Below are 24,303 nucleotides of genomic sequence, written 5' to 3'. Positions count from 1 at the left end.
GCACTCGGAACCGAAAGCTAACAGCTCGGGAACAGAAGAGTAACAGGACCAAATCGAAGGTTCGTGTAAGGGTTGAGCATGTTTTCGGTGCGCAAACCCAGAAGGCAGGAAATTTGCTTGTAAGAACAGTCGGCCTGGCAAGGGCGACGGTGAAGATTGGGATGAGAAACCTTGCGTACAATATGGATCGGCTGGGCACATTGCTTGTAACATAGCAGGAAAATGGGTTTCAGGGCGATTGAGTTGTTCGCTGCAACCCCAAAAACACGAAAATTTAAATGTTGAATTGACCCTGATTTCCATATTTATCGCATAATTAAAGACGCTGGGGAATAAACCATTTATTCGAGATTCCCTTACGTCTTAGATCATTTAACCCGGCATACAGGGAAATTTTTGCGCATTCCGGAAAGGTTGCAGTGATTTTTTCAAGAATCTTTACGAGAAACGGGGTTTTTAAGGCCAGTACGTTTCCATCGATAAGAAAGATTGATTCGACCCGGTGCATCGTGCTCCCGGCTTCATCGATATCCTTGAAAATGTCCTCGATATCTCTGATGCGAAATCTTTTTTCCCTGAACATGTCGCAGAACGTACATTTGTTATGGGTACAGCCCAAGGTCGTCTGAATCAGTAAACTGTTGGCCTCAGGCCATGGACGGTATATTTTTCCTTGGTATTGCATATCTCTGTCCTTTGTGTATTATCGCGCACTTTGCGTTAATATCTCCTCAATAACACCAACAATTTCTTCACATTTTTGAGGATTGAGTGCATCGGGGTGCGGCGAGGCAAATTGTCCAATATCGTTATCAAAATACTGTCCGGAAACACCTTCGAATTCATCGGACAAGGTCGCGCGGGTGAGTATTTCCGCACCAATGCGCAGGTCGCCGCCGGCCACGCCGTAGGCCTGTTTCACCATCTTGGTGCCCAGCATTGATTTGGGATTGACCGCAATAATGGAAGGGCCGGCATTTTTGAGCGAAAGCGCCATATGCCGAGACCACATCGTCAGTGCCAGTTTGCTTTCAGCATAGGCCGCACCGTCGGACAGCTCCGCCTTGCCGGCCAGGGCTGCTGGATCGACCGGGAACTGGGCAGCAGAAGACAGATTGATGACTCGTCCGGATGCATCAAGCAGTGGTAAAAGCTTTTTGGTCAGCAGGTAGGGTGCAATCGTATTCACCGCAAAGCGGACGTCAAGCCCGTCCTTGGTTAGCGGGGTGGACGTGCTATAAACACCGGCATTATTGATGAGCACATCAAGTTTTTTGTGCTTTTCTGTCACAGCTTTTGCCATTGTTTCTACGCCTGTCATGTCGGATAAATCAGCTACGTAGCTTTCAACAACTCCACCATCGGGCAGCGTCGAGAGCATAGTTTCTACGTTGTCGAGTTTTTCCGGGTTGCGGCCATGCAATAAGACTGTGTGGCCTAAGGAGACCAGTGTCCTGGCTGTTTCCAACCCGATTCCGTCGGTGGCCCCTGTAAGAAGAATTGTTTTTTTCATACTCTTGTCTCCTGGCTTTGTTGCATGTACCCATGCACTTGTTTATTGCAGTGAAATGTAACAATGTTTCTATTTGTTGATAATAGAGATAATATGCGAATCAGTTTTTAGGATTTATTGATAATCAGAGCTTCCGTTCAGTATTCATTATCTTTTGGATCGTAATCACACTTTGTTCAAGTGTTTGCGCCAGGGTGCTCAGGTTGACCAACATCGGCAGACCTTGAATCTTTACAAGTGGGTGCTGCTGAACAATGACTATCCCATTTGATTTTTATAATGAGCAAATGTTCAATTTCTGATTGCATGATGAGACTATAATTGCCATTTTATAGTTTGATAATTAGGTAAAATAGATAATCAGTTTATACTTTTTGTTGACAATGAAAAATGAATATTGAACACCTCAAACTCTTTGTCCGGTTAGCCATAACCAGCAATATCAGCTCCGCCGGGCGCGAGTTAGGGTTGTCGCCAGCAGTAGCAAGTGCGCATATAAGCAAACTGGAAGAAGAGCTTGGTGTACGCCTGCTCCACCGAACCACCAGAAAAGTGTCATTGACCGAAGAGGGGGTGGCCTTTCTCCCGCACGCAGAAGAGGTGCTGGCAAGTATTGAAGCCGCTCGAGCCTCTGTCGGTGCCGGAGACGTTTTGCCAAAAGGAACCTTAAGGGTTACAGCTCCTTCGTCTTTTGGCCGAATGCATCTTATGCCCGCATTAAAGGGTTTTTTAACGCGCTACCCAGACCTCTCTATAGACTTGCGGTTGACAGATACAATAGTTGATTTGGTTGAAGGTGGATTTGATATTGCCATTCGCAATGCCGATTTGAAAAGTTCAACCCTGATTGCCCGCAAACTGGCACCTGACAAGAGGATTATTTGCGCATCCCCGGATTACCTGGCAGAGTTTGGTGAGCCCCTTTCACCGCAAGATTTGCGTAATCATCAATGTATTCATTTAGTGGGCCTTGAAAGCTGGGTATTTGATACCCCGGAGGGTCAGGTGAGTATCAAAACAAAGGGACGCTTTCGCACCGATCATGGAGAAGCAGTCCGGGATGCTTGCGTAGATGGGTTGGGGCTAGCGATGAACGCTACATGGAGCGTCTATCAACATCTCAAAAGGGGGGATTTGGTGCAGGTTTTGAAAAATTATCCGCTGGTGACCGAGGCCGCCATTTGGGCTGTTTATCCAAGCTCGCGCTTGCTGGCGCCAAAAGTACGAGTTTTTATCGACTATTTTGGCGAATGTTATGGTAACCCGCCATATTGGGATCAGCAATAAGGAAGTTTTACCCGGTGGTAAATGGTTTTATTTACAGCTTTTTGGTACGGGTAATTTTTTGAATATTCGATGAATAATTACATTTGCGGGACAATGGCTATCTGTGAAAAGAGTAATCGGTAGCGCTTCAAACTTTTGACAAAAAGAGCGTCCGTTCTTATCACTGTTGTTTTCTTGTAGACAACGATCATTCAAAGGCACCACAAAAGGATATACACTATGCAATGGCTCGTCATACTCGATCCGATAGAGGCACTTTTCGAAGCAACAGATACCTCGCTTGCCCTTATCAGGCAGGCACGGCTCCAGGGAATTGAGGTCGAAACAGCCACCATGGACTTGCTTCACTTTTCCGGTCAACCATTGGTGATTGGGACGGCCGAAGACGGGACCGAGCACTGCAGGGGGTTGGACGAATATGACCTTATTTTTATGAGAAAGGAGCCGCCCTATGATCTTGCCTTTCATTATGCCACCCAGCTGCTCTCCCTCTCCGATACTCCGGTGATAAACTGTCCGGAAGCCCTGCGTAATTTTAATGAGAAGCTGATTGCTCTGCCGTTTTCCTCCCATATGCCTCCTACCTTGGTCAGTGCAAGCCCGAAATTGATAAAGAAATTTATCGATCAACACGGAAGCTGTGTGATCAAGTCCCTGGATAGCTTCCAGGGGAAGTCGGTTCGCCGGATAGAGCCGGGGGAGGATGAAACAATCGAGGATTTCACCGATGGTGGGCGCTCTCCAATTATGGTGCAGCAATTTCTCGAGCGGGTGTATGAGGGAGACAAACGTGTGATCATGCTCGGCGATCGAGTGTTGGGGGCGGCAATGAGAAAGCCAAGGAGCGGCTATCATGCTAATTTTGCCAGTAGCGATGCCCTGAAAACACGGCTCACGCCCCGCGAGCAAAAAATTGTTGACGACGTTGGGCCATGGATGGTCGAACAGGGCATCCATTTTTCCGGCCTCGACTTTATAGGAGAATACTTGACCGAGATTAATATTACCTGTCCCACTGGAATCATGCAGATATCCAAACTGGACGAAACAGATCTGCCCCGGCAAATTGTTGATTATTTTATTGAAATGACGAGGTAATACACTCCTGATGAATGCCCTTTCTATCACGAATCTCCAAAAGACCTATGCAAGTGGATTTCAAGCGCTAAAAGGGGTTGACCTGGAGGTTCCCAAAGGCGATTTTTTCGGTCTGCTTGGTCCAAATGGAGCAGGGAAGACCACCACCATCGGCATCATAACGTCCCTTGTTACAAAGAGTGACGGCAAGGTGGAGATTTTCGGGGTCGATATAGACCAGGATTTCCCCCGGGCCAAGAAACTTATCGGTGTTGTTCCACAGGAATACAATTTTTCCATTTTTGAAAAAGTACAGGATATCGTCACCCAGCAGGCAGGCTATTACGGTATCCCACGGGATGCAGCTCTAGCCAATTCAGAGCGCTATCTCAGGCAACTGGGGCTTTGGCAGAAACGTGACAGCCCTGCCAGGGAACTTTCCGGAGGCATGAAACGAAGGCTCATGATTGCAAGGGGACTTATCCATGAACCGGAACTGCTGATCCTTGATGAGCCAACGGCCGGGGTGGATGTCGAGCTGCGGCGCGGCATGTGGGACTTCCTGCTGGATCTCAACAGCAAGGGCAAAACCATCATCCTCACCACCCATTACCTGGAAGAGGCGGAACAACTTTGTAATACTATTGCCATCATCAGCGAAGGCGGGATAATCGAAAATACAGACAAGAAAACGCTGCTCAGGAAATTGGACCATGAGACGTTTGTGTTTGAAGTCAGCCCATTGGCTGGTAGGGAGATTCCTCTGCTTGCAGGGACAAACTTTACCCCGGTTGACGAGACAACCCTGGAAGTAACCAAGACAAAAGAGCAGTCTATGAATGCAATTTTCGATCATCTCTCCTCATGCAGCATCGTGGTCGAATCCATGCGCAATAAGTCCAACAGGCTGGAAGAGCTGTTTATGGAGCTGGTAAACAAATGAAGGAAAATTTGATATCATTAGGCGCAATCGCCAGAAAAGAAATCATCCGGATTTTTCGTATCTGGATACAGACACTGGTACCTCCGGTTATCACATTAAGCCTTTATTTTATTATTTTCGGCAGTTTCATCGGTTCCCAGTTGCGAGAGATTGAAGGGTACAGCTACATGGCATTTATCGCTCCGGGGCTGATTATGATGTCGATTATCACCAACTCCTACACCAACACTGTTTCCTCGTTTTTCAGTGCCAAATTTCAACGCAACATCGAGGAACTCCTGGTAAGCCCAACCCCCAACTGGGTGATCATACTCGGCTACGCATCCGGCGGAATGGTGCGGGGACTAAGTGTAGGTTTTCTGGTTTCCTTAGTCAGTCTTCTTTTTGTCAGGCTGCCCATTCACAGCCTTTTCTACACTGTGCTTTTCGCTTTGTTGACCAGCTTCGTGTTTTCGCTGGCAGGAATTATCAACGGCGTATTTGCCAGGAAATTCGACGATGTCTCCATCATCCCCACCTTTGTAATCACTCCACTTACGTACCTGGGCGGTGTCTTCTACTCGTTGAGCCTGCTTCCCGGTTTCTGGCAAGGGGTATCCAAAGCCAACCCCATAGTCTACATGATCAACGGGTTTCGCTACGGCTTTTTGGGCATCTCCGATATCAGCATTTTCATAGGCTTGTCCATGCTGGTTTTTTTTTCGGTGGCACTTTTTTCAGCCAATATCTATTTTTTGAAAAAAGGAGTGGGGATAAGAACCTGAAAAGTTACAATACATATTTAGCTCCGATTTCCCATCAGTTCAGGCTGTGCCGGATTCAAAGTATGTAGGGTGGACCGATCGTGTACAAAAATGAGGTGCGGTGAACGATTACCATTTTTTGAAATGGACGATTGACCACCTTCCTTTTTTAGGGAGGATTAATCTCCGTTAATCATGTCTGCGGACAATAAAATGCCGCCCTTTGATCTTGTTTTTGGAGAGCGCTTTCTCGGCTTTATCGGCCATGGTGCGCTCGATGGCAACGTAGGAATAAAGCGCAAAGCAATTAATCTTGCCCACGCAACTTCCAGGGATTCCCGCATCCTTGGTCAGGGCACCGAGGATATCTCCCGGCCGAAGCTTGGTCTTACGTCCACCATTTATGGAGAAGGTTACCATGGGAGGGGTAGCGCTCTCTTCGGTTGATGGTTCAAGCGTTTCGATATCAGTCACCTCAAAAGTAGTGCCCATCAGGGTGTTTATCTCTTCCAGCCTGAAGCGCTCCGTGGGCTCCATAAGGGAAAAAGCCATTCCCTCTTTCCCGGCCCTGCCTGTCCGGCCAATGCGGTGGATATATACCTCCGGCTCAAAGGGGAGGTCAAAGTTGATTACCGCACTGAGCCCTGAGATATCAAGGCCCCTGGCTGCCACGTCCGTGGCAACCAGAATGGGAGTGCTGCCGTTGGAAAAGCGCACCAATGTTTGGGTTCTGTCCTTCTGCTCAAGGTCACCGTGAATGGCTAGAGATGAAAAACCTTTTTCATTAAGGAATGTAGAAAGAGACTTGCACTGCAGTTTGGTGTTGCAGAAAATCAGTGCTGATGACGGCTTATACGCCTCTAAAACCTGAGCTGCAACAGCGGGCTTACTGTCCAACTCGGCTTCGTAGAAATATTGCCGGATAACGTTTTCTTCGTGCTCGGCATCCACCACCACCCGGTGCGCGTTTTTCTGAAAACGCGTGCTCAGTTCAAGGATCGGCTTTGGAAATGTAGCGGAAAAAAGAAGGGTCTGGCGATGCTTTGGAACATACCCCATGATGACTTCAATACTGTCGGCAAAGCCGATATCCAGCATTCGGTCGGCCTCATCCAGGACAAGGGTGGTGACATTATCAAGGTTCATTGTTCCGCGTTTTAAATGCTGTTCAATGCGTCCGGGAGTCCCCACTACAATATGTGCTTGATGCTCCAGGGAAATTTGCTGGGGCAGGAAAGGAACTCCACCGCAGATAGTTACAATCTTGATATTGTGTTTAAACCGGGCTATGCGCCTCAGCTCAACGGCCACCTGCTCTGCCAGTTCGCGGGTGGGACACATAACCAGGGCCTGCACCCTGAAGCGCTTCACATTCAAATTATGCAGCAAGCCGATGCCAAAAGCTGCGGTCTTCCCGCTTCCTGTTTTGGCCTGTGCCAGCAGGTCCTCACCTTTCAGCACATGGGGCAAACTCTCCGCCTGGACCGGAGTCATCTGTTGGTATCCCATGGTCTCCAGGTTTTCGATCATTGGCTTGGTTAATGGTAAAGCGGTAAAAGCACTCATGAAACCCTTTTTTATTGAATCCAGGCCTGCAAGGCCATTTATATTTTTTCCACACCCAGCAGTGTCTGGCTTATACACGAGTCAGTTGATTTACTGTCTTTTCCCCCAATGAGTCACATAAGCACTGATGAGAAATCGAGGTTAGACCGCCAAAGCTTCTAGCTTCGCGTAAGCCGCAAGTAACACCTTTTCTCCATGGTCGTCAAAGAGCACGGTGAGGCGACCCTGCTTCTTGTCCGTAATCGCAGTGACAGTCCCTGCACCAAAGGTGGGATGGAAGACCATCAGACCTTCACAGACGTCTGTTATCGTGAGAAATGTGGACTGTTTTGTGGTGGAACTGGTTGTTGCCTTCTTCTGAATTAGCTTCCTTTTGACTCCAAGAGCCTGAAGGTAACGCTCAGCTATAAGCACTTCATCAGCTGCAAGGTCCTTATCGCTAGACTTTCCAGACAATAACCTGCCAAGGGCGCTTGAAAGACCTATATTTGCCTCATACAAGAACCTGCTGGCCCGAAGACTTCCTGTAGGTAGCTTACTATGATACTGAGCGATGTTTCGTTTCAGTTTCGCGTCAGGTGGATGAATACATGCGACCTTTTCAATTCCCCGGGTTAGAGCCACATAAAACAGCCGCCGCTCGTCCTCAAGGTTCCCCTCCTGTTCCAGCTCCCTGTACAATGGAAAACTCCCATTTTCAAGCCCTGGCAGAATAACGAGAGGCCACTCCAGTCCTTTTGCTCTGTGGATGGACGTAAGCAGTAGACTCTCTTCATGTTCAACATTTGTTTCCTGCTGCAACGAATGTATCTTCTCAATCAAACCCACCATTGTCAGATTATGAATGGTGGCAAAGTTGATAAAGGCTTTGCAGGTTTTGACTCTGTTTTCGGCAGTTGCAGCGCGGGCGGAAAAAGAATGATAAAACTCATACAGTTTGAGTTTTTGCACAAGCTTTTTAAGAAAAGGTCCTGCCGGCCCTGAGTGACTGCGGAGCTGGAGCCATTTCCAGGTTTCAGCAGCCTCAGTAAAACGCTTTTTTATAAATGGTGGAACCTCGCCGTCACACCATTGTTTGAGTATTCCTTCACCCTTGTCTAGATCCAGGCTAATGGTAGTAGCAAGCGTCGTAATTTCTTCTCTGCGGACCCCAAGATGGGGCTGGGAAAACATCGCTTCCAATTGCTTGTGGCGATCTTCAGAAGAATCGTCAGCAAGGGATCCACACCCGAGTTTGAGGTACCCCATTAAGGCATTAATTTCCTTACAGGTAAATACATCAGCACCGCCCTCAAGGCGATAGGCAATACCTGCCTCCAGCAGAGCAAGCTCCACCGGAACCGTCTGTGCAAACAGGCGAACCAGAACCGCTGCTTCGGCGAGGGATCTACCATTCTCCTTCCAGGCACTAATCTCCTGCAACACTCCTTTTCCACTTTCTTCTTCAATGCAGGAAAGTTCGGTATGGCTGGTTGATTGGTGGGAAACGCATATTTTTTTATCCCGCTTCCTATTGTGTACGATCAAGTGATTTGCAGCAAGCGAGACCTGGTGACCATAGCGAAAGGTATAAGAGAGCTGGTAATTCGTAGGATTTTTAAAGTCGATTGCAAACCGTTTGGTTATATATTCCGGCTGGGCCCCTCTCCACTCATAAATACACTGATCGACATCACCTACGACCATAACTTTGGCACGCGTGCCTGCTACGGTCTTAATGAGTTGCTGCTGACATTCATTTATATCCTGGTACTCATCAATAATAATGTGTTCGACCCTGTTGGCCACCCACCTCGCGAGGTCATCGCTATCAAGTATCGCCATCAACGGTTCATGTATTAGATCGGAGAAGAAGCGGATTCGCTCTCTTTTTCTGGCCTCCTCAAATCGTCTAAATGCTTCAGGGAAAAAATGAAACCGGGAAGGAAAATCCAGCTCGCGAAAAATCTTTTCAGGTCCTCGAACTGTAGATTTTACCTGGTCAATGAAATTGAGAAACTCTTCAATGTCCTCTCCCATGAGAAAACCGTCTTCTTCTCCTGCATCACGGTAGGCTTCATTTGCTACTTTTTTGGCAATTCGTTCCTGGGTGTACTCTTCGGTTACAAGTCGGTATTGGGGCAAGGCGCCCCTTTTGCAGAAACTGTTTACCAGTCGTAGGCCAAAGGAATGGAAGGTGCGAACTTCAGGGAGAGGTTTATTCAGATGAGCAAGGTGTTTTTCCATTGCCTCTTGAAAGGCATCACGCGCAGAACGGTTAAACATAAGGATCAGGATGTTTTTGGCCACAGCGCCAGACTCCAGTAGATGACCAATCCTTGCTACCATTGTCGTGGTTTTACCTGAACCTGCTACAGCACTAACACGGGCATGCCCGCCGCTATGTTCTACTATACGTAATTGCTCGCGGGTCAGGTTCATCAGGGTCTAGACATAATGTTTGTGAGTTGGATGGAGTGAAGAAGAGACCCTTCACCCTTGTCAACGTGGGTTAAAATGAACGTATATACAGTCACCCCTGAGCCATAACCAAGGAGGCAGGTCATGAAAGAGAATAACATAAAGCATGCAGGATTGGATACCCATAAAACAGTATCGTAATAGCTGTTAGAGATGAACATCGTGCGTGAAATACGTATTTATGGACCCAGCCCCAATACACTTGAGACGGTAGATAAATTCCTTTGTAAACAGGTATCTCGACAAAACGAAGGTGGTTGCGTTTACCAAGCCTAGCCCACAGGATTTGGTCGCTGCCGCTATTAGCCCGAATTCTGATGAGAAAAACGGGCTGGATTATAATAAATCCAGCTCTCCCCCCATTTTTATTCAATTTCCTTATTTCCTACAAATTTCTTGCATAATGCAGCTGTATCTTCTCAAGCAACAAAATAACAAAATCATTCGGTTGGTTAACCGGAAAGGAGACAAAAAATGATGACACAAAAAGTAAAAAGTCTGGTGATACTGTTCATGTTCCTTGCTGTTATTCCTGCAACAGGGTGCACAGCAGGTAATGATAATAGGCGGCAACAGGGTCCCCCGCCTGAAGCTATCGCAGCATGTAAAGATAAAGCTGTTGGCGATACGGTTCAATTTTCAGGACGGCGGGGAGAAACAATAGAGGCCACCTGTCTGGAGATAGAAGGTCAGATAGTGGCTGTTCCTGAAGGTATGGAAGGCGGAAGGCCTCCGCGAGATTAAAGGCCACTTTGAAAAATAGCTATTACGTTCAGTCTTCCTGAGTCTTGGCAATACCTTGTTATGCTTAAAAAAATTATCCTCGGAATATCAGTTGTATGCCTGTGGTAATTGGTTCGCATGCCTCGGTGGTCATGGCTTGCCTGACCTTGAACGTAATAGCTAATTTTTCCAAGACATCCCAGAAAAGATTGATGCCGGCTTCCATTCAAATTCCTCTTGAGCATTTTGTATCTCGTTGATTCTGATTGTATGTATTTGAAATTGCAAGTTTTAGAAAATGAGCAAGATGCTCAAGAGAAATTTGGGCCAATTGGTTTGGTGACAGTATCATCGAAAAATACATGAGACCTGTAAATGAGTATTGAACATATAAAAGGGTGTATTGGCTGTGGCATTTGCGTCCAAACCTGTCCGACTGATGTTCTCCGTCAGGACGTGAAAACAAAGAAGGCTTTCATTAAATATCCGGCTGACTGCCAGATATGCCATCTTTGCAGGATGTATTGCCCGGTTGATGCCATAACTATTTCTCCGGAAAAATCCATTCCGGTTGTTGTTTCCTGGGGGTAAAGTTGATAGCAAATACAGAGAAAAAGAACGTATGGCAATCAGTTATCATTTTTACAGGACTACCTTTGTTTATTTGGGCAATGAGTACTTTTCCTGAGCGTTCGCTATTGAAAGAATCGCTGTCCGTCGTCACTATTCTGGCTTTTTTTCAGATGGTGGGACAGTTTTTTTGGACACGAGCCAATAAATCTGCGGTTGCACAGCTTACGATGAGCAAAATAATAAAATATCATAAAATCATCGGCTATATAGTGGTCATGGTTTTATTGATCCATCCGTTTTTACTGGTACTACCAAGACTTTTTGAGTCAGGCGTTGCCCCTGTCGATGCTTTTGTCACCATCATCACTACCCTGCACCGGGGAGTGGTACTTGGACTCATCGCGTGGTCGTTAATGCTTGCATTGGCAGTGATGTCTCTTGTCCGTAAAAGACTGCCCATGCAATACAAGACCTGGCGGGTTGTTCACGGCATGCTTGCAATGGTGTTTGCCATAATTGCTGCGTGGCATGTTATTAACCTTGGTCGTCATTCTACCCTTGTCATGTCTCTGTTTATCAGCATGCTGACAGGTGGCGGGGTTTTGTTCCTTTTGAAAACGTACATGTTGAAAAAAAAGAAAACCAGCGAGGCATAAATGAAAAGTTCTCAACCTAAACCGGACATGTCCCGTCGAAAATTTATGGCACTTGCGGGTGGGACCGCAGGGCTTGCCGCAATGGCAGCTATGGGCTTGTCTCCGGAGCAAGGGGAGTGCAGCCCCAATATTCCTGCAATTGATGTTGATAAAATGACATATGCGGAAAATGAGGCAGATGTGCTGGTTATCGGTGGCGGAATGGCCGGGTTATTTGCAGCTGTCAAGGCGCATGATGCAGGATCTAAGGTTATGCTTGTTTCCAAGGGACGTTTGGGGGCATCGGGGCAAACTCCTTTTGCAAAGGGAATATTTGCATTTGATTCCAGTTCTGAAAAAATGACGCTGGATGAATTTGTAGCTACGGTAACGCGCTCAGCACTGGGCACCAATAATCAGGTATATACCCGGCAAATGGCAGAGCATTCGCTTGCCCGTATCAACGAGCTGCGGGAATGGGGATTTTTTGAATCACCTCTGTACAACAAGAATTTTACCAAACCGATTAAAGAGAGAAACATTGCTCTCAAAGAGAGAATTGTCATAACTCATCTCATCAAAGAAAATGGCAGCGTTGCAGGTGCGGCCGGGTTCAGTCAGGATGAAGAAAAAATATTAATTTTTAAAGCCAAAAGCGTAATTTTGTGCACCGGGGCCGGTGGTTTCAAGCCAAATGGCTTTCCCATTTGCGACCTCACCCACGATGGTACGGTTATGGCCTATAATATTGGCGCGAAAGTGACCGGCAAGGAGTGGAACGACGGGCATCCTGGGCGAGCGAAAAATGCGGCAGCCTGCTTTGACGGGTGGCATGGCATGTTTGAGCGAAAACCAGGTATAACAGGGGTTGAAGTGCACCATGATCTAGGGGTGGATTTAAACTACAAAGTCTATGCAACAGGAAATGCAGTAAAAATGGGTCCTCCGGGGGCGGGAGGGCGCGAAGTGGTAGCGGGCGGACCGTATGTTCCTGAAGAATTTAAACGACGAAATGGACCTCCCCAGGGCGAAAAGGGGCCCCGAGGTGGTAGACCGCCCGAAAGGGAAGGAGGAGCCCCCCCTCCAGGTATGGGGGAGGAACCTGTGGGTGGTTCGTCGGCAGGTATGGCCATTCATAAGTCGGAGGGTCTGGTACCCATTAATGATAAGTGTGAATCAAACATTCCAGGGTTATATGCTGCCGGTGATGCATTAGGCTCTTACATGGCTGGGGCGATCTATACCCAGATTGGCTCTTCGTTGGCCGGTTCTGCTGTACAGGGTGCTGTTGCCGGGCAGTCGGCTTCCGAGTATTGCCGGGGCGTAGAAATGCCTGCAATTTCAGAAGCAAAAATGGATGAAGTCCGTGAAGAAATCCTTGCCCCTTTAAAAAGAGAGTCTGGGTATAGCCCTGCCTGGGTAACGCAGACCCTGCAAGGTATTATGATTCCCAATTTCATCATATACATCAAAAAAGAAAGGCTTCTTAAGGCTGCGCTGGCATACGTTGAAGAGTTGAGAGAACATCACCTGCCAATGCTGCGCGCTGCGGATTTGCATGAATTACGGCTGGCTTTTGAAACTGCCAACATGATTATAAGTGCGGAAATGAAGCTCAAAGCATCACTGATGCGCACAGAGAGTCGCTGCAGCCACTTTCGGCTTGATTATCCTGAAATGGATACTGAAAATTGGAACGCCTGGATCAATATCTATAAAGGCAGTGACGGCTCTATGCAATTTGAAAAGCAGCCTTTTGATAGTTGGCCGACATGAGTTGGCAATGCTGGGCTCCGATTGTTCCTCATTTGAAAGTGAAAATGATCGTAACCGTTATATAGTTGCTGCCTGGAAAATCTCTACCAGGCGCTGATCAGCCCAGCTGGTAAGGCGGAAGTCCTGAAGAAAGCCGCAATGCCCGCCAAAATTTACCTGCTCAATGTCCACGATTGGTGAAAGGGTAGAGAGATCGCCGCCAGGCATTGCCGTTATTGGGTCATCAGTGGAACAGATAATGTGGGTTGGTATCTCAAGTGATGCCAACTGCTGCCTACTGAGTTTGTAGGCCGAAAGATAGGCATGGGTTGTCGGGTGGTCTGTGTGTCTGGGAACAAAGTAATCGTGCATCTGGGTAAGGGAGTGCAAGCGGAGCAGGGTTTGCTGGTCGTCGATATCCGGGTAAAGTTGTATTTTTATACGGAGAGATTGCTTCCATTTGCGCACAAAGTATCGGTGGTATACAGGATGTTTTTCTTCCAGGTTGATGGTCGCTGCAACGGGGTCGATCAGGGGACTGACTGTGGCTATTTTTGTCAGGTGCAGTGCTGCCGATGCTGCGCGGAGACCGACGCGCAATGCAAAGTTGCCGCCCAGTGAAAAACCGGTCAGGAAGTGGTGGTCATGGGGGAATAAGCGCTGAATTTCAGCCACTGCCTGAACAACTTCATCCAGTCTGGTGGAGTTGAACAGTGCCTTGTTGAGATGATGACTTTTACCGTGATCCCTGAGGTTGAGCCGGAAAACATTAAAACCCTGCTCATAGAGGACACCGGCTGCTGAAAGGAGATAAGCGGAATCTATGCTGCCCTCCCATCCATGGATGAGGGTAACCAGCCCTTTGCTGTTTTTTTGATTCCGGCTGATTGCTCCAAGGAGCCGAATCCCGTTGCCGCAGTTGAGGATATATTCTTTACTGTCCTTGCGCAGTTTGGAGGCGCGGATGGTGGCTGCAACTTTTCTTGGGGCAAGGCTAGCCAGTATGGTTTGTACGTGCGGGTTTTGCAGAGGGCGTGGTGGAGTAAATGTTGCGACCATGGTTGCTGTTGCCTCTGTTATTTTGATTGAACAATCAGGGGGCTATACCGAGAAGAACCGATTAGCCTGATCCTCCAAAAGTAAGACAAATAGAAAGAAAAAGAAAGACTGTAAAACGGCCGAACCTTAGCCCATGAATGTGCCTCCAGGAAAGGCAGCGGGATAGGTACTGTCCTTTTATCTTTTACGAGGATATGGTCAGGCCGGTACACCACCTGCAATCACTTTGACATTGCTAGGCCGTGCGGTAGGTTCCCGCCACGGTGATGCCGTTGCCCTGTATGACATTTTTACCTGTCTTCTGCCTGCCGGGTTTGCCTGGTTGTCCATTGGGGAAAAGCCTTTTCCCAGGTCATTTAAATTATTGATTTCGACACAATCGCCGTTAGCATATAGTAAATAAGCGCTGCTCACACACAAAATGCACAGGCTGGACCACTCTTTTTCCCAGGTAAGGAGCGTTTGTTTGTAAAAATTTATTTCGTGTTTAAATTATCCTTTTTGGTTTTCGTTAGTTACTGATAAATAATTCCTGAAGGAAAAAAGAAGCCTTGGATTGTTCGTGAAGTAAACGTTGCAGCCCATGCGTGTGAAACGGTTATTTACATGAAAAAAGAGAACAATGTGTCGGGAAATGTCACAGAAACGATTTTGGAGAGTATTTCTGATGGCGTTTTTACTGTGAATCATGAATGGCGAATTATGTCCTTTAACCGGGCCGCCGAAGAAATAACCGGTATATCCCGTGAAGAGGCAATTGGGCGCTATTGCTGGGAGGTATTTCGTTCCAATATGTGTGAGGGCGATTGCGCGCTTAAGCGGACCATGAAAGAGGGAAAAGCTTTTGTCAGTACCTCTACCTATATTATTAACAGTGAGAAAAAACGGATCCCTATCGGTGTTTCCACAGCTCTTTTGAGAGACGAGCAGGGTAAGACCCTTGGTGGTGTGGAAACTTTTCGAGACAACACCTTGGTTGAAGAGCTCCGTAAAGAGTTGAGCGGCAATTTTAAACTGGGTGATATGGTCAGTTCCAGTGCATTGATGAAAAAGATCTTTGCAACGCTACCATTGATTGCCGAAAGTGATAGTACGGTTTTAATCGAGGGCGAAACCGGAACCGGTAAGGAAATGATGGCCAGGGCACTGCATGAGTACTCGCTCAGGCGAGAGAAACCATATTTGGCGATCAATTGCGGAGCACTGCCGGATACCCTGCTTGAATCGGAATTGTTTGGCTATAAGGCAGGGGCATTTACCCATGCCGTTAAAGATAAAGAGGGTATTTTTTCCGCTGCAGCAGGGGGAACAATTCTTTTAGACGAATTAGGAGAGACAAGCCCGGCCTTTCAAGTCAAACTATTGCGGGTGCTGGAAGAAAAGGCCTTTCAGCCACTTGGCAGTGTGAAAAAGCAGCCTGCTGATGTTCGTATTTTGGCTGCAACCAACCGGGATCTTACAGAACTGGTGAAAACCGGCGCTTTTCGTCAGGATCTTTTTTACCGGGTCAATATTGTCCGGATCGCTCTGCCGCCATTACGAAAGCGAAAGGAGGATATCCCACTTCTTGCGCAGTGCTTTGTAGACAAGATGAACCGTCTGCGAAGCAAGGCTGTTTCCGGATTGAGTGAGCAGGCCCTTGAATTGCTCATGTATCACGATTTTCCAGGAAATATTAGAGAGTTGGAGAATATAATCGAACATGCCCTGATTCTTTGTTCCCAAGGGGCGGTTGAGCGGGAGCATCTGCCTGCTTATTTATTACAGGGAAAAAATCCTACGTCCCAAACAGATGCAGATGCGTCTTCCATGCAGTCGGCTGTTGCTACAACAGAACTTGAGTTGATCGAGGCTGCACTCAAGCGAAACAATTATAATCGAACCGCTGCGGCCAAAGAACTGGGGATGCACAAGAGTACTTTGTTCCGTAAAGTGAAAAAGCTTGGCCTTGAACTGCCCCAGGTTGATGGAAGATATGCGCGAAAAAGCTGAACAAGAAAAGGGACCTGCAAAGCAGGTCCCTTGCTCTTGGGGACGTCATATCGGGATCGGTATCGTCTGTTTGACATGTTACCGAGGGAGATGCTTTTTTATTGTTGGGTAATGGGTGACGGTATCGCAGACCAGCGAACGTGCCTGGTGGTAATCAAGCAGATTATCCTGAACAGCATTTTGTAACTGCAAAAACAGCTGATGAAAGAACTCGTTATTTTTCTTCGCTAATCGCAGGAGTACCTTTTTGCTGCTTTTGGGTGGCGGAGTCAGGTGAAACAACTGTGCATGTGCAATGGCTGGAAGCCTGATGCCAAATTTTGCAGCAAGAAATTCTGTTATTTTTTGTGCTTCAGCATGGGAAAATTTTTTTTGTTTAAGATTACTTGCTACAGCATTCGTAATGTTCCAGGCTTGCTCTTGCCGGTTTTTATGAATGTAATAATCCCTTAATTCCGTTTCGACTTTTTTCTTATCTTTTTCAAACGCTGGTTTTCTTATATCATAAATCATGGTCACCTCTTCGGCCATTCGTTACTTTTTTACTCTATCAATCACCCTCACAAGAAGAAACAATCCTTCAGGGTATTCTACTTATTTAATCACTATCTCTTTAAATAACCTGTTAAAGTTGATGATGACCTGTTGCAGAATTAATGATGAACAGAGCAAAAAGCTTTTTTGAAAGGTGTTTTTTCTGTTGGTTACCCGCAATTGTATATTTGCAAACATGCGACGGTGTAGGGTCGCATGGGGGTGTATGGTTGCATCTGTAGGGTAGCTTGTTCTCCGCTCAACTGTGCTGATTTTCTGCGTATAATTTTTTATATGATAAATAATATATTTTTTCTGTGTATCATTTTTTTGGTTATTGTTCAAGATATCAAGTGGTTATATGTTTGTAGCGGAGGGCGGGTAAGGCTGTTCCCATATGGCATGGGCCTGTTTTGTTAAACGAAAAAAAGTATTGGCATAATGCTTGCTTCGTTACAGCCATGGAAACACAAACCCCACGATCTAGAGTTGCCATCACGGTATGGGAAGACCGGGTTTCACCTGTCTTTGATGCAGCTAATACGCTGTTGATTGTAGACATAGTCGATGCCCAGGTCATAGCTACCCGCTACCATCGGTTTGACCCGACATTGATATCCCAACTGATCCATATACTAAACGATCAAGGGGTCATGCTGCTCATTTGCGGAGCTGTTTCTGAGGGACCGGCTAAGTTATTGGAAGCCGCCGGTTTGGAACTTATCCCTTTTATAGCCGGCAATATAGCCGAAGTACTTGCCATGCTGGTGCTGGAAAATCCGGTTTGGAGAGAGTTGAAGATGCCTGGCTGCGGTCGAGATATTTGTTGTCGTGGAAAAATACGACATGGCAGAGAAATTAAAGTAACGCATCCGGACAGCATCTTTAAATAATCGTTGAGGAGAGGAACAATACCATGGCTGAGAACAAAGGTGCCTTGGTCACAAAATCTGATGTTGAAGTACAGACTAGACAAACAACATCACCCTTGCCTGGCCGGATCGGGAATGTTGAGCCGAATTTTCGGCCCCCGGTGCCGTCTTCCGGCGGTATACTTAGCGCCTTGTCTTCTCTGGTATTGAGTGTTGCCCGGTGGATAGATACAAACTCTGGGAAAACAGATGTGAGCTCGAGGAGAAATACTGGGCAAAGTTTGGAGCGACGAGGCAATTGCGGCAGAGGTCGCGGACAGGGAAGAGGACGTTGTTTTAGAAATTAATTAGCGTCCCCCAAAAAAATTATTTCAGGTCGATAGCGGCGTTATGCTGAAAAAATTTTCGTATGGCTTAAAGACCGTCGTGACCCTGCTTTCAACCGAAGACCTCATTTTGGGAAAGACACTAATAGGTTTTAAATATACATAGTTTGCTAAGGAGTTATTAGGCGTGAGGATATTGTTGGTATATACAGAAGATACGGACTTAGAATCGTTTAAGGACATATTGGAGCAGCATGCTGATATTGAGTTAGTGGAAAACCATGATACCTCTTCTGCTTTGCAGATGATTAAGGACGCAAAGGTTGATGCGGTTGCGGTGGGCGAACAATTGGCTGATATGAGTGGTATCGAGTTTGTCGAGGCCTTGGTCAAGGTGAATCCTTTTGTAAACACTGCTCTTTCAAGTGCGCTCCCACCTCGTGATTACCATGAGGCGACCGAAGGCCAGGGGGTGCTGGTGCAGTTAGCAGTACAACCTGGCAAAAGTGATGCGGAGCTGTTTGTCGAAAAGTTAAAGAAAGTGGCAAGTCTGCTATAGCTGTAAGAGAGAATGACCATGATAATTAGTGTAGCCAGCGGAAAAGGCGGGACAGGAAAAACAACGGTTTCTACCAACATGGCTTTGGCGATTGACCGTGATGTGAATTTTCTTGATTGTGACGTCGAGGAACCCAATGCTCACCTTTTCCTGAATCCTGAAATAGAAAAAAGTGAATTGGTGGACACCCCGGTACCGAAAGTAAACCTGGAACTTTGCAACCAATGTCGTAAGTGTATGGATATCTGTAGGTTTAATGCCATCACAGTGGTTGGTGAAAAGGTGCTGGTGTTTTCAGAACTGTGTCATAGTTGCGGAGGATGCATGTTGGTTTGCCCGGAAGGGGCGATCACGGAAATTGGTCGCGAGCTTGGAACAATAGAATATGGCAAAACCGATCATATTACCTTTACCCATGGCAAAATGCGTATTGGAGAGGCAATGTCACCGCCATTGATCAAAGAAGTGAGAAAGAGTGTTAACCCTGAAGATCTCACTATCATTGATGCGCCTCCCGGCACCTCATGTCCCGTAATAGCGGCCATTAATGGAGTTGACTTTGTCCTTATGGTGACCGAACCGACTCCTTTTGGACTGCATGACTTGAAATTGGCGGTTGAAGCTGTCAAGCTGCTGGGGATACCGAGTGGTTTGGTTATTAATCGGTCTGATCTTGGTACACGAGACGTGTACGACTACGCTCAGGAACAGAATATACCTGTTTTGTTGGAGATCCCTTTTGATCGTAAAATAGCGGAAACATATTCCCGCGGAAAGACTATTGTTGAAGCAATGCCTGAGTGGACGGATAAATTTCAGAAGCTTTTTTACGATATAGAGCAAATTGTTGAATCATAACTAAGAGAAGTTTGATGCGTGAACTTGTGATTTTAAGTGGAAAGGGTGGAACTGGTAAAACGAGTCTTACTGCTGCCTTTGCCTCTCTGGCGCAAAATAATGTAATATGTGACGCCGATGTGGATGCGGCCGATCTTCACTTGCTTGCCCAACCAGAGGTAAAAGCGACAACAGATTTTATGGGGGGCGGAATTGCGGAGATTGTTACCGACTCTTGCATCGAGTGCGGCACCTGTCGCGAAGTCTGCCGCTTTGACGCCATTGACGAGAGTTTTACCGTTAATCCAATCAGTTGTGAAGGGTGTGGTGTGTGTGTTGATATGTGTCCTGAAGGTGCTATCAACTTTCCGCCCCAGAAATGCGGGGAATGGTTCATTTCAGATTCACGTTTTGGGCCTATGGTGCATGCACGGCTTGGCATTGCTGAAGAAAATTCAGGCAAACTTGTCAGTCTGATCCGTAAGGAGGCCAGAGAGCTCGCAGAACAAAAAGGACACGACCTTTTGATCACTGATGGCCCTCCAGGTATCGGATGCCCTGTTATTGCTTCAATAAGTGGGGCTACAGCTTTGGTTATTGTCGTTGAACCTACTGTTTCCGGTATTCATGATATGTTGCGGGTGGCTGAGTTGGCTAAACATTTTCAGATACCAGGTATGGTTTTGGTAAATAAATTTGATTTAAATCAAGAGCTAACTGCGTCAATTGAGCAGGAAGCGGCCAAGCTGAATATGAAGGTACTTGGTAGGGTACCGTTTGATACGATTTTTGTAAAATCAATGGTCAAGGGCGTTAACATTTTTGAATATGAAGAAGATTCTCCGACCCTGCAGGCTGTAAGGGGTATTTGGGAGAAAATAGTGAATGCACCGGTGCTCAACAATATGGGTGTGGTGGACTTAAAGGCAACAATTCAATAATAATAAAAAAAGTAAAAGGAAAAAAAATGGTGATGATGAGAGTAGCAATTCCCTCGAATGGTGATGGCGGTTTAGATGGCACCCGTGCCGGTCACTTTGGCCATTGCGATGTCTTTACCTTTGTTGATGTCGAAAACGGGGAAATAAAAGAAGTCTCAACTCTTCCTAATAAGGAGCATGTTCAAGGCGGATGTATGGTCCCGGTTAACCTGCTGGCAGATAATAACGTTAATGCTCTTGTAGTAGGTGGTATAGGCATGCGTCCATTGGCAGGATTTCGTCAGGTTGGAATTGAAGTGTATCATGATGCTGTTCGAGCGGAGATCAAACCCGTAGTTGACGATTTCTTAGCGGGCAAGCTTCCCAAGATTACCGACAACGATGTTTGCGGTGGTGGTGGTCAATAATTTGCTTTGACCCGTCCGGTAAATAAAATGCTTTTGTATTAATTTCAGGGTTTCTCCTACCTCGAAACGCTTGTTTCTTTTCTGAATGTACTGACATTTTACCGGACGGGTCATTTTTTTTTGGAGATAATAAAATGAAGATAGCAATAACTGCAAAAGGTGATACTTTGGACAGCGAAGTGGATCCTCGATTCGGCAGAGCACGTTATATTATGATTGTTGATACTGATTCAATGGCTTTTGAAGCAGTAGATAACACCGTCAATATTAATGCTTTTAAGGGTGCTGGGATTCAGGCTGCAAGCATGGTGAGCGATAAGGGAGCGGAAGTGCTGCTTACCGGCTATTGCGGCCCTAAAGCCTTTCAGACCATTAGTGCGGCAGGGGTTAAGGTCGTCAGCGATATTTCTGGTACCGTTGCCCAGGCTGTTGAGAAAATGAAAAGCGGCGATGTGACCTACACGGATAGTCCCAATGCCGATGGCCATTGGTAAGCAATGCCTGTTGGACTCGAGTAACGGTAACAATGGGTACCGTAGTTTATTGTACCGTCGTGATTGAAGAGGAATGTGTAGTACATGAATGACGAACAGTTTAACGCTATGGTTGATTCAATCCAGGAACAAGTGTTTGAGGATGCCAAAGATGCGTATGGTGTAGTTGGATTTGATCGCTGGCGTAACCCACGTTTTCACGGAAGAATGGAAGATGCCGATGTTCAAGGGCGTATTACCGGAAGCTGTGGGGATACGATGGAAATGTTTTTGAAAATTGAAGAAGATCGTGTCACCGACGCCTCGTATGCCACAGATGGTTGCGGATCAAGTAATGTCTGCGGTTCCTTTGCCGCGGAAATCGCTATCGGTAAGACCGTGGAAGAAATTTTTGACTTGACCGGTGAGGATGTACTCAACAAGATCGGTCAATTTCCTGAGCAGGAAGAGCATTGCGCCTATCTGGCAATAAAGACGGTTCAGGATGCCGTTAATAACTATATGGTCAAGAAGGTACAGTCTAGCTGATTACCCCGACCATGCAGGGAGAAGCAACTTTAAGATTGTTGCTGCTTCTTACGGCTGTCTTGCATAATTGTCAGCCCGTATTTCGCACGAACACTTTGTCATTTTTGAAAAGTTGATTTTTAATCCTCCACCGACCGGTAAACTCACTGTCGCGGCAGCCGGCTGTCTCTAGCAGCGTAGGGCCGGTGGAGATGTCTGTTCACCAGGGCATGAGGCCGGCAAAGTCACAACGGAAACATCCGCAAACGGGGAACACTCTCTTTTATCGCAAAGAAAAGGTGTGTTATACCCCTTTTCTTTTTTATTGTATTCCCTCTTTTGATCAAGCAATTTTATCGCCTTGCCGCACCCGTCAACATTGTTTAAATCTGTACCAATTGGCCGGTTTCCCTGGTCGAATATCCGCCCATGGATTCCAGTGTTTGTTGAAAGGGTTCGGAATTGATGATGGCAAGCAAGGTTTGAATCATCGGTAACTCCAAATAGGCCTCATCAATGAGCAAATCATATCGTTCCTCAGTCACTGGAATAAAGTCGAGTTCCAGAGCTTTGGCAGCACTCATTATTCCCAGTCCCATATCTGCTTTTCCTGAAAGAACGGCTACAGCCACCGCCATGTGCGTATATTCATCATGGTCGTACCCCTGGATATCGTCGGAATCGATGTCGTTTTTGTCGAGTTCGTAATCCAACAGGACTCTGGTGCCGGAACCCGCCTGCCGGTTGATAAAGGTAACATCATCACGAACTAGGTCCGAAATGGTCTGGATAGCTTTAGGATTGCCTTTTTTGATGATAAATCCCTGTTGTCGATGAGCCAGGGTGAAGAGTGAGATTTTACGATCTGCGAGATATTTGTTAATAAAGGCAGTATTATACGTTCCGCTTTCCGGATCGAGTAGATGTGATCCTGCGATATGGGTCATGGATTTCTGCATTGCCATGATGCCGCCCAGCGACCCTACATGGGTGGAGGCCAGGTAATAGGCTGGATTGTGTTGTTGGAGCGAATCTCTGAGTAGATCAAGGCTTAAATCATGGCTACCTGTGCTGAGTATGGTCCGCTCGATTGCTTGTTTGGGTTGGAGCAGCTCAAGCTCAGCCAGACTGCCGCGGGATTCACCCTCTGAGGCTGCATCGATGTGGAGCATGGCATTGGCCCGAGTGAGAGTGGTTATGGCGCCGGACCCTTTTTTCAGGGGAACGGCCACGTAACTGTCCCCAATTTTCCCTGTTATCATGCGCCTGAACTCTTCGATGCCGCTTTGCGAGGGAATATCCTTGGCAAGGATGGCGGGAACGCAAACCGGTTCCGGCAGCGTTATTCCCTGCATCTGTGCAAGCAGTGGCATCACAAATTGCTCAAAGGCAATGATGGCCGAAACCGGATAACCGGGAATCCCAACAACCGGCTTGTTGGTGACTGTGGCCAGGATGGTCGGTTTGCCGGGCATAATGGTTACGCCGTGAACCAGTATTTCTCCAAGATCATCTATGATTTGGGCGGTATAGTCGGCGCTGCCCGCTGATGAACCGGCATTGACCACCAGCATGTCGGTATCTGTTTCCAGAAGGCTTTGAATGTGGTTTTTTAAGGTTTCGTAGTCATCGGCTACAATGTCCGTGACCCGGACGGTAGCTCCGGCCTTTTCCGCAAGGCCGGCGAGTACCGCCGAGTTAGATTCAATGGTTTTACCTGGTGGAGGGGTCTGGACTGAATCTGTGAGTGGGATAAGTTCCGAACCTGTTGGGATAATCGTAATCACCGGCTTTCTGCGTACTTCTACAGTGGTGCAGCCGGCGGTGATCATGGCTGCTATGTCGGCAGGTTGAATTTGGTGGCCGGTGGGGAAAAGCAGCTCCGTGGCAACAATATCTTCCCCTACTTTACGTACGTGTTGCCAGGGAAATACAGGTTCTCGGATGACTGCTGTGGTGTTGTCGCTGTCCAGAAGGATGTTTTCCACCATGATCACTGCGTTTTTATCAGGTGGCAGAGGGTGCCCTGTATTGATCAAGGCTGCCTGTCCGCCGGCTATATCAAGAGAAACCGGGTTGTCATCGGCAGCGATAAAGGTGTCGGCAGCAACCACTGCGATACCGTCCATGGCGGCAGAATGAAAAGAGGGGGCTGATAGCCTGGCAATGATCGGAGCAGCTGTTATGCGACCGCAGCTATCTTTGACAGGAATGGTTTCCGTATGTGTTGTTAAGCTGGTAAAGTGAGACCAGAAAATGTTCTGTGCGTTTTTTCTGGATTGCATATTCAGGTAAATATTTCGTTTCATGACAGCTCCGGCTGTTGTGATAGTGTTTCTTGGGAAGAGGTAGCCTGCGTTTTTGATTGTTGGTGAAAGGGATGCAGGTGCTCTTCAGTTGCTGCATTAATGGCTATCTTGAATAATTGCTAATTCGTCCAACTTCTTTGTTCCATCCAAAATTTTATCCTCGGAATATGGGTATATGCCTGTGGTAAAAT

General features: G+C 46.9%; 24 protein-coding genes and 1 pseudogene. 17 read left to right on the top strand and 8 right to left on the bottom strand.

Features of this window, described 5'->3' with window-relative positions; all coding sequences use genetic code 11:
- Window positions 1–215 (top strand): transposase (locus tag JWH17_RS18180; RefSeq protein WP_205223768.1); only part of this gene is annotated, 215 nt, incomplete at its 5' end.
- A 131-nt stretch (window positions 216–346) separates the two neighbouring features.
- On the opposite strand, the pseudogene JWH17_RS18175 reads toward JWH17_RS18180, so the two are convergent.
- Together JWH17_RS18175 and JWH17_RS18170 are read right to left on the bottom strand one after the other, a co-directional pair.
- Window positions 347–685, bottom strand: a pseudogene (locus JWH17_RS18175) (radical SAM protein); the annotation flags it as partial.
- Window positions 686–703: 18 nt separating this feature from the next.
- Complete coding sequence (locus tag JWH17_RS18170) at window positions 704–1,513, bottom strand: SDR family NAD(P)-dependent oxidoreductase (RefSeq protein ID WP_205224083.1); 810 nt, start codon at window positions 1,511–1,513, stop codon at window positions 704–706.
- 390 nt (window positions 1,514–1,903) lie between these two features.
- Between JWH17_RS18170 and JWH17_RS18165 the strand changes: the two genes are divergently transcribed.
- From JWH17_RS18165 to JWH17_RS18150, 4 genes are all read left to right on the top strand, one after another.
- On the top strand, window positions 1,904–2,800 hold the full coding sequence (locus JWH17_RS18165) for a LysR family transcriptional regulator (RefSeq protein ID WP_205224082.1): 897 nt from the start codon (window positions 1,904–1,906) through the stop codon (window positions 2,798–2,800).
- 219 nt (window positions 2,801–3,019) lie between these two features.
- Entirely contained in the window at window positions 3,020–3,898 is an 879-nt protein-coding gene (locus JWH17_RS18160; protein WP_205224081.1) for an ATP-grasp domain-containing protein, read from the top strand.
- Between the two features lie 10 nt (window positions 3,899–3,908).
- Window positions 3,909–4,820, top strand: coding sequence for an ABC transporter ATP-binding protein (locus JWH17_RS18155; protein ID WP_232371173.1), 912 nt, complete (start codon window positions 3,909–3,911; stop codon window positions 4,818–4,820).
- On the top strand, window positions 4,817–5,584 hold the full coding sequence (locus JWH17_RS18150) for an ABC transporter permease (protein WP_205224080.1): 768 nt from the start codon (window positions 4,817–4,819) through the stop codon (window positions 5,582–5,584). The genes JWH17_RS18155 and JWH17_RS18150 overlap by 4 nt, the downstream gene beginning before the upstream one ends.
- A gap of 168 nt (window positions 5,585–5,752) precedes the next feature.
- Here the strand turns inward: JWH17_RS18150 and dbpA are convergent, their stop codons facing one another.
- The gene (gene dbpA, locus JWH17_RS18145; RefSeq protein ID WP_205224079.1) at window positions 5,753–7,129 is read right to left on the bottom strand and encodes an ATP-dependent RNA helicase DbpA; all 1,377 of its coding nucleotides are present in this window, start codon (window positions 7,127–7,129) and stop codon (window positions 5,753–5,755) included.
- A 141-nt stretch (window positions 7,130–7,270) separates the two neighbouring features.
- Complete coding sequence (locus JWH17_RS18140) at window positions 7,271–9,550, bottom strand: ATP-dependent helicase (protein ID WP_205224078.1); 2,280 nt, start codon at window positions 9,548–9,550, stop codon at window positions 7,271–7,273.
- Between the two features lie 513 nt (window positions 9,551–10,063).
- Here JWH17_RS18140 and JWH17_RS18135 point away from each other — a divergent pair.
- Complete coding sequence (locus tag JWH17_RS18135; protein ID WP_205224077.1) at window positions 10,064–10,333, top strand: hypothetical protein; 270 nt, start codon at window positions 10,064–10,066, stop codon at window positions 10,331–10,333.
- A gap of 73 nt (window positions 10,334–10,406) precedes the next feature.
- Here the strand turns inward: JWH17_RS18135 and JWH17_RS24175 are convergent, their stop codons facing one another.
- Complete coding sequence (locus JWH17_RS24175) at window positions 10,407–10,538, bottom strand: hypothetical protein (protein ID WP_269755882.1); 132 nt, start codon at window positions 10,536–10,538, stop codon at window positions 10,407–10,409.
- 149 nt (window positions 10,539–10,687) lie between these two features.
- On the opposite strand from JWH17_RS24175, the gene JWH17_RS18130 reads away from it, so the two are divergent.
- Genes JWH17_RS18130 through JWH17_RS18120 form a run of 3 tightly spaced genes read left to right on the top strand, consistent with a single transcriptional unit; the run spans window position 10,688 to window position 13,296 of the window.
- A complete protein-coding gene (locus tag JWH17_RS18130; RefSeq protein WP_205224076.1) occupies window positions 10,688–10,903 on the top strand; it encodes a 4Fe-4S dicluster domain-containing protein in 216 nt (71 codons plus the stop codon).
- 2 nt (window positions 10,904–10,905) lie between these two features.
- The gene (locus JWH17_RS18125; protein WP_232371172.1) at window positions 10,906–11,541 is read left to right on the top strand and encodes a ferric reductase-like transmembrane domain-containing protein; all 636 of its coding nucleotides are present in this window, start codon (window positions 10,906–10,908) and stop codon (window positions 11,539–11,541) included.
- Window positions 11,542–13,296: an FAD-dependent oxidoreductase gene (locus JWH17_RS18120; RefSeq protein WP_205224075.1), complete on the top strand. Its 1,755-nt coding sequence runs from the start codon at window positions 11,542–11,544 to the stop codon at window positions 13,294–13,296.
- Between the two features lie 57 nt (window positions 13,297–13,353).
- On the opposite strand, the gene JWH17_RS18115 is transcribed toward JWH17_RS18120, so the two are convergent.
- Window positions 13,354–14,334 (bottom strand): YheT family hydrolase, encoded by a 981-nt coding sequence (locus tag JWH17_RS18115; RefSeq protein ID WP_205224074.1) that lies wholly within the window; start codon window positions 14,332–14,334, stop codon window positions 13,354–13,356.
- A gap of 606 nt (window positions 14,335–14,940) precedes the next feature.
- Between JWH17_RS18115 and JWH17_RS18110 the strand changes: the two genes are divergently transcribed.
- Window positions 14,941–16,326 carry a sigma-54 interaction domain-containing protein gene (locus tag JWH17_RS18110; RefSeq protein ID WP_205224073.1) on the top strand — a complete coding sequence of 462 codons (1,386 nt, stop codon included), beginning with the start codon at window positions 14,941–14,943 and terminating at the stop codon, window positions 16,324–16,326.
- A 78-nt stretch (window positions 16,327–16,404) separates the two neighbouring features.
- On the opposite strand, the gene JWH17_RS18105 is transcribed toward JWH17_RS18110, so the two are convergent.
- A complete protein-coding gene (locus tag JWH17_RS18105; RefSeq protein ID WP_205224072.1) occupies window positions 16,405–16,839 on the bottom strand; it encodes a hypothetical protein in 435 nt (144 codons plus the stop codon).
- A gap of 482 nt (window positions 16,840–17,321) precedes the next feature.
- Here JWH17_RS18105 and JWH17_RS18100 point away from each other — a divergent pair, with 482 nt between their 5' ends.
- The 7 genes from JWH17_RS18100 to JWH17_RS18070 all read left to right on the top strand — a co-directional run bounded on the left by JWH17_RS18100 (window position 17,322) and on the right by JWH17_RS18070 (window position 21,824).
- Window positions 17,322–17,753 carry a NifB/NifX family molybdenum-iron cluster-binding protein gene (locus JWH17_RS18100; protein ID WP_205224071.1) on the top strand — a complete coding sequence of 144 codons (432 nt, stop codon included), beginning with the start codon at window positions 17,322–17,324 and terminating at the stop codon, window positions 17,751–17,753.
- 492 nt (window positions 17,754–18,245) lie between these two features.
- A complete protein-coding gene (locus JWH17_RS18095; protein WP_205224070.1) occupies window positions 18,246–18,617 on the top strand; it encodes a response regulator transcription factor in 372 nt (123 codons plus the stop codon).
- An 18-nt stretch (window positions 18,618–18,635) separates the two neighbouring features.
- Window positions 18,636–19,475, top strand: a complete 840-nt coding sequence (locus JWH17_RS18090; protein ID WP_205224069.1) for an ATP-binding protein — start codon at window positions 18,636–18,638, stop codon at window positions 19,473–19,475.
- Between the two features lie 14 nt (window positions 19,476–19,489).
- Window positions 19,490–20,395 (top strand): ATP-binding protein, encoded by a 906-nt coding sequence (locus tag JWH17_RS18085; protein WP_205224068.1) that lies wholly within the window; start codon window positions 19,490–19,492, stop codon window positions 20,393–20,395.
- Window positions 20,396–20,427: 32 nt separating this feature from the next.
- Window positions 20,428–20,802, top strand: coding sequence for a NifB/NifX family molybdenum-iron cluster-binding protein (locus JWH17_RS18080; protein ID WP_319548187.1), 375 nt, complete (start codon window positions 20,428–20,430; stop codon window positions 20,800–20,802).
- A gap of 134 nt (window positions 20,803–20,936) precedes the next feature.
- Window positions 20,937–21,296 (top strand): NifB/NifX family molybdenum-iron cluster-binding protein, encoded by a 360-nt coding sequence (locus JWH17_RS18075; protein WP_205224066.1) that lies wholly within the window; start codon window positions 20,937–20,939, stop codon window positions 21,294–21,296.
- An 84-nt stretch (window positions 21,297–21,380) separates the two neighbouring features.
- Complete coding sequence (locus tag JWH17_RS18070) at window positions 21,381–21,824, top strand: iron-sulfur cluster assembly scaffold protein (protein ID WP_205224065.1); 444 nt, start codon at window positions 21,381–21,383, stop codon at window positions 21,822–21,824.
- A gap of 362 nt (window positions 21,825–22,186) precedes the next feature.
- Here JWH17_RS18070 and JWH17_RS18065 read toward each other — a convergent pair whose 3' ends face one another.
- A complete protein-coding gene (locus JWH17_RS18065; protein WP_205224064.1) occupies window positions 22,187–24,112 on the bottom strand; it encodes a molybdopterin biosynthesis protein in 1,926 nt (641 codons plus the stop codon).
- Window positions 24,113–24,303: the final 191 nt, after the last annotated feature.

Origin of the sequence: Desulfogranum marinum (assembly GCF_016918565.1) — a bacterium.
Lineage (GTDB): Bacteria > Desulfobacterota > Desulfobulbia > Desulfobulbales > Desulfobulbaceae > Desulfogranum > Desulfogranum marinum.
This window is presented reverse-complemented; position numbering and strand designations above follow the sequence as displayed.

What these genes read in the sequence shown, in the direction of transcription:
- JWH17_RS18150 (WP_205224080.1), top strand. Translation starts at nt 4,817, where the DNA reads ATGAAGGAAAATTTGATATCATTAGGCGCAATCGCCAGAAAAGAAATC.
- JWH17_RS18100 (WP_205224071.1), top strand. Translation starts at nt 17,322, where the DNA reads ATGGAAACACAAACCCCACGATCTAGAGTTGCCATCACGGTATGGGAA.
- JWH17_RS18080 (WP_319548187.1), top strand. Translation starts at nt 20,428, where the DNA reads ATGATGAGAGTAGCAATTCCCTCGAATGGTGATGGCGGTTTAGATGGC.
- JWH17_RS18075 (WP_205224066.1), top strand. Translation starts at nt 20,937, where the DNA reads ATGAAGATAGCAATAACTGCAAAAGGTGATACTTTGGACAGCGAAGTG.
- JWH17_RS18155 (WP_232371173.1), top strand. Translation starts at nt 3,909, where the DNA reads ATGAATGCCCTTTCTATCACGAATCTCCAAAAGACCTATGCAAGTGGA.
- JWH17_RS18140 (WP_205224078.1), bottom strand. Translation starts at nt 9,550, where the DNA reads ATGAACCTGACCCGCGAGCAATTACGTATAGTAGAACATAGCGGCGGG.
- JWH17_RS18110 (WP_205224073.1), top strand. Translation starts at nt 14,941, where the DNA reads ATGAAAAAAGAGAACAATGTGTCGGGAAATGTCACAGAAACGATTTTG.
- JWH17_RS18120 (WP_205224075.1), top strand. Translation starts at nt 11,542, where the DNA reads ATGAAAAGTTCTCAACCTAAACCGGACATGTCCCGTCGAAAATTTATG.
- JWH17_RS18135 (WP_205224077.1), top strand. Translation starts at nt 10,064, where the DNA reads ATGATGACACAAAAAGTAAAAAGTCTGGTGATACTGTTCATGTTCCTT.
- dbpA (WP_205224079.1), bottom strand. Translation starts at nt 7,129, where the DNA reads ATGAGTGCTTTTACCGCTTTACCATTAACCAAGCCAATGATCGAAAAC.
- JWH17_RS18090 (WP_205224069.1), top strand. Translation starts at nt 18,636, where the DNA reads ATGATAATTAGTGTAGCCAGCGGAAAAGGCGGGACAGGAAAAACAACG.
- JWH17_RS24175 (WP_269755882.1), bottom strand. Translation starts at nt 10,538, where the DNA reads ATGGAAGCCGGCATCAATCTTTTCTGGGATGTCTTGGAAAAATTAGCT.
- JWH17_RS18160 (WP_205224081.1), top strand. Translation starts at nt 3,020, where the DNA reads ATGCAATGGCTCGTCATACTCGATCCGATAGAGGCACTTTTCGAAGCA.
- JWH17_RS18070 (WP_205224065.1), top strand. Translation starts at nt 21,381, where the DNA reads ATGAATGACGAACAGTTTAACGCTATGGTTGATTCAATCCAGGAACAA.
- JWH17_RS18165 (WP_205224082.1), top strand. Translation starts at nt 1,904, where the DNA reads ATGAATATTGAACACCTCAAACTCTTTGTCCGGTTAGCCATAACCAGC.
- JWH17_RS18065 (WP_205224064.1), bottom strand. Translation starts at nt 24,112, where the DNA reads ATGAAACGAAATATTTACCTGAATATGCAATCCAGAAAAAACGCACAG.
- JWH17_RS18105 (WP_205224072.1), bottom strand. Translation starts at nt 16,839, where the DNA reads ATGATTTATGATATAAGAAAACCAGCGTTTGAAAAAGATAAGAAAAAA.
- JWH17_RS18170 (WP_205224083.1), bottom strand. Translation starts at nt 1,513, where the DNA reads ATGAAAAAAACAATTCTTCTTACAGGGGCCACCGACGGAATCGGGTTG.
- JWH17_RS18085 (WP_205224068.1), top strand. Translation starts at nt 19,490, where the DNA reads ATGCGTGAACTTGTGATTTTAAGTGGAAAGGGTGGAACTGGTAAAACG.
- JWH17_RS18130 (WP_205224076.1), top strand. Translation starts at nt 10,688, where the DNA reads ATGAGTATTGAACATATAAAAGGGTGTATTGGCTGTGGCATTTGCGTC.
- JWH17_RS18115 (WP_205224074.1), bottom strand. Translation starts at nt 14,334, where the DNA reads ATGGTCGCAACATTTACTCCACCACGCCCTCTGCAAAACCCGCACGTA.